This window comes from Kitasatospora sp. NPDC057512, assembly GCF_042802135.1.
Lineage (GTDB): Bacteria > Actinomycetota > Actinomycetes > Streptomycetales > Streptomycetaceae > Kitasatospora.
Window position 1 is genome coordinate 1 of the sequence record NZ_JBHVET010000746.1, and the last position, 4,066, is coordinate 4,066.

The 4,066-nt window shown below is 76.2% G+C and carries 2 protein-coding genes; both read left to right on the forward strand.

Features of this window, described 5'->3' with window-relative positions:
• Positions 1-568: phosphopantetheine-binding protein (locus tag ACFU6K_RS33050; protein WP_380669348.1), on the forward strand; the 568-nt coding region annotated here is incomplete at its 5' end.
• Between the two features lie 73 nt (positions 569-641).
• Positions 642-4,066: type I polyketide synthase (locus ACFU6K_RS33055; RefSeq protein WP_380669350.1), on the forward strand; the 3,425-nt coding region annotated here is incomplete at its 3' end.

Sequence of the window (4,066 nt, forward strand, 5' to 3'; positions counted from 1 at the left end):
CGCCCGCACCGTCCTCGCCCTGCCCGCCGCCCGCCGGCCGGCCGCGGTGACGGACCTGGTGCGCGCCCAGGCGGCCCTGGTGCTGTCGCACGGCAGCACCGCCGACATCGACGCCGAACGCGCCTTCCGGGACCTCGGCTTCGACTCCCTGACCGCCATCGAACTGCGCGACCGGCTCGCCGCCGCCACCGGCGTCACCCTGCCCTCCACCGTCGTCTTCGAGTACCCGACGTCCGCCGCCCTCGCCGCGCACCTGCTGCGCGAACTCGGTGCGGGACCGGACTCCGTACGCACCCAACTCGACCGGCTGGACGCCACGTTGTCGGGCCTGCTGGACCGGCTCGGCGAGGACGGCGACGGGACGGACGGGGACGAGGACGCGGTCGCGGCGCAGCTCGCCGCGCTGAGCGCCAAGTGGCAACGACTCCAGCGCCGCGCCGGCGGCCCCGCCACCGGCGGCGGCAACGGCGCCGGCACCGCCGCCGGCCAGGACGTCTCCGAGCGCCTCGCCGCCGCGGACGACGACGAGGTCTTCGACCTCCTGGGCAAGGAGTTCGGCATCGAATGACCGTACCGCCGACCCTCCCGCGGGCCGCCCGAGCGCTGCCCAGACCGAGTACCCACAGCCCGAGCACCCCGAGGTGGAACGCGTGAGCGAGGACAAGCTCCGGTACTTCCTGAAGCGCGTCACGGCCGAGCTGCACGAGAGCCGCGAGCGCGTCCGCGAGTTGGAGACCGTGACCGGCGAGCCGATCGCCGTCGTCGGCATGGGCTGCCGCTACCCGGGCGGCGTGCGCACGCCGGACGAGCTCTGGAAGCTGGTCGCCACCGGCACCGACGCCGTCGGCGACTTCCCCGCCGACCGCGGCTGGGACCCGGGCGAGGCGGCCACCCACGGCTACGAGACCCGCGGCGGATTCCTCCCCGACGCGGCCGAGTTCGACCCCGGCTTCTTCGGCATCAGCCCGCGCGAGGCCCTCGCGATGGACCCGCAGCAGCGCCTCGTGATGGAGGTCGCCTGGGAGACGCTGGAGCACGCCGGACTCGACCCGCGCACCCTGCGCGGCTCGCACACCGGCGTGTTCGTCGGCGCCAGCGCGTCCGGCTACGACTGGTACGCACGCGAGCACGGCCACGGCGAGGGCCACCTGGTCACCGGCAGCGCCATCAGCGTGCTCTCCGGCCGGGTCTCCTACACCCTGGGCCTGAACGGGCCCGCCGTGACCGTCGACACGGCCTGCTCCTCCTCACTGGCCGCCGTCCACCTGGCGGCCCGCTCGCTGCGCTCGGGCGAGTGCTCGCTCGCCCTCGCCGGCGGCGTGATGGTGATGTCCACCCCGGTGATGTTCGCCGACTTCGCCCGCCAGCAGGGCCTCGCCTCCGACGGACGCTGCAAGCCGTTCTCGGAGGACGCCGACGGCACGGGCTGGGGCGAGGGCGCCGGACTCGTCCTGCTGGAGCGGCTGTCGGACGCCCGCCGCAACGGCCACCGCGTCCTGGCGGTCATCCGCGGCAGCGCGATGAACCAGGACGGCGCGTCGAACGGCCTGACGGCGCCGAGCGCGCCCGCGCAGCGCCGGGTCATCCGGGCCGCCCTCGCCGACGCCCGCCTGACGGCCTCCGAGGTGGACGCGGTGGAGGCGCACGGGACGGGCACGGAGCTGGGCGACCCGATCGAGGCCGGCGCGCTGCTGGCCACCTACGGGCAGGGCCGCGACGAGGACCGGCCGCTGTGGCTCGGCTCGCTCAAGTCCAACATCGGCCACGCGCAGCAGGCCGCCGGCGTCGGCGGCGTGATGAAGATGGTGCTCGCCCTGCGGCATGGCACCCTGCCCAGGACCCTGCACGCCGGGGAGCCGTCCTCGCACGTGGACTGGGCCGCGGGGAACGTCCGGCTGCTCCAGGAACCGGTGGAGTGGCCGGCGGGCGAGCGGGTGCGCCGGGCCGGGGTCTCGGCGTTCGGCGCGAGCGGGACGAACGTCCACGTGATCCTGGAGGAGGCGCCCGCGCCGGCGGCCGGGGAGGCGGCGGCGGATGAGGAGCGCCCGGCGCCCGTCCTGCCGACGGCGGCATCGGCCTGGGTGGTGTCGGGCCGCAACGCGACCGCACTGGCCGGCCAGGCGGGCCGGCTGCGCGAGCACGTGCTGGCGCGGCCGGAGCTGCCGGTCGGCGACGTCGCGTGGTCGCTGGCCACCACGCGGTCGGCCTTCGAGCGGCGCGCGGTGGTGCTGGGCGGCGAGCGCGGTGAACTCGCGGCGGGTCTCGCCGCGGTGGCCACGGGGCAGCCCGCGCCCGGTGTGGTGACCGGGTCGGTGGCTTCCGGCGGCGCCGGGCGGACGGTGTTCGTCTTCCCGGGGCAGGGGAGCCAGTGGGTCGGGATGGGGCGTGAGCTGGCGGAGGCCTCGCCGGTGTTCGCGGCGCGGCTCGCCGAATGTGCCGAGGCTCTCGCGCCGTATGTGGACTGGCAGTTGGACGATGTGCTGGCGGGCCTTCATGGCTTCGAGGCCGCTGACGTCGTGCAGCCGGCACTGTGGGCGGTGATGGTCTCGCTCGCCGCCGTGTGGGAGGCGGCGGGTGTCGCTCCCGACGCCGTGGTGGGTCACTCGCAGGGTGAGATCGCGGCGGCCGCCGTCGCGGGGATTCTCTCCCTGGAGGACGCGGCGAAGGTCGTCGCCCTGCGGAGCAAGACCCTGAAGGCCCTGGCCGGTCGTGGCGGGATGCTGTCGATCGCCGAGCCGGTGGAGGGTGTCCGGGCGCGGATCGCTTCGTACGGTTCCCGGTTGTCGGTGGCGGCCGTGAACGGCCCGTCGGCGACGGTCGTCTCCGGCGACGCCGACGCGCTGCGTGAACTCGCGGACTCCTGTGGCGAGTCGCCGCGTGCCCGGATGATCCCGGTGGACTACGCCTCGCACAGCGCCCACGTGGACGAGCTTCGCGAGGAGATCCTGACCGTCCTCCAGGGCATCGCCCCCCGCGAGGTACAGGTCCCGATGATCTCCGCGCTGACCGGTGAGTGGCTGTCCGGCCCCGAGCTGGACCCGGCCTACTGGTACGCGTCCCTGCGCGAGACCGTCGAGTTCGACCGCGCCGTACGGACCCTCGGCGAGGCCGGCCACGGCGTGTTCCTGGAGGTCTCCCCGCACCCGGTGCTGACCCCGGCGATCGCCGACAGCCTGGAGGACCGCTCCCCGACCGTCGTGGGCACCCTGCGCCGCGACGAGGGCGGCGCCCAGCGTCTGCTGGCCTCGCTCGCCGAGGCGTACACGGGCGGCGCGGCCGTCGACTGGGCGGCGGTGCTCGGCGGCGGGACGGCGGTCGAGCTGCCGACCTACGCCTTCCAGCGCCAGCGGTACTGGCCCGCGGCCCCGGCCCGGCCGGCGGACGCGGCGGGCGTCGACGACTGGCGCTACCGGATCCGCTGGCAGCCCGCGGACGCGGACCCGACCGCCGTACCGGCCCTGTCCGGCACCTGGCTGCTCCTCGGCGAGGGAGCCGTGGCCGACGCGTGCGCCCGCGCGCTGGCCGACCACGGCGCGCAGGTCGTCCGGACCGGCGTCGAGACGCTCGACGAGGCCGTCACCGGCACCGTGTCCGGCGTGGTGTCCCTGCTGGCGCTGGAGGAGGGCCACGACCCGGCGTACCCGTGGATCCCGCGCGGCACCGCCGCGACGGTCGACCTCGTCCAGGCGCTGCGCCGGACCGGCGTCGACGCGCCGCTGTGGCTGCTGACCCGGGGCGCGGTGCAGACCGGGCCGGACGAGGTGACGACCGCTCCCGTGCAGACCCAGCTGTGGGGCATGGGCCGGGTCATCGGCATGGAACTCCCGGACAGCTGGGGCGGGTTGGTCGACCTCCCGCCGGAGTTCGACGCGCGGACCGGCGCCCGGCTGGTCGCGGTCCTCGCGGACCGCACGGAGGACCAGGTCGCCCTGCGCCCCTCCGGCACGCTCGCCCGCCGCCTGGTGCGGGCCGAGCCGCGGCCGGCCGGCCGCGCCCCCTGGCGGGCGCGCGGCACCGTGCTGCTGACCGGCGGCCCCGGCTCGATCGGCGCCTGCGTCGCGCGCTG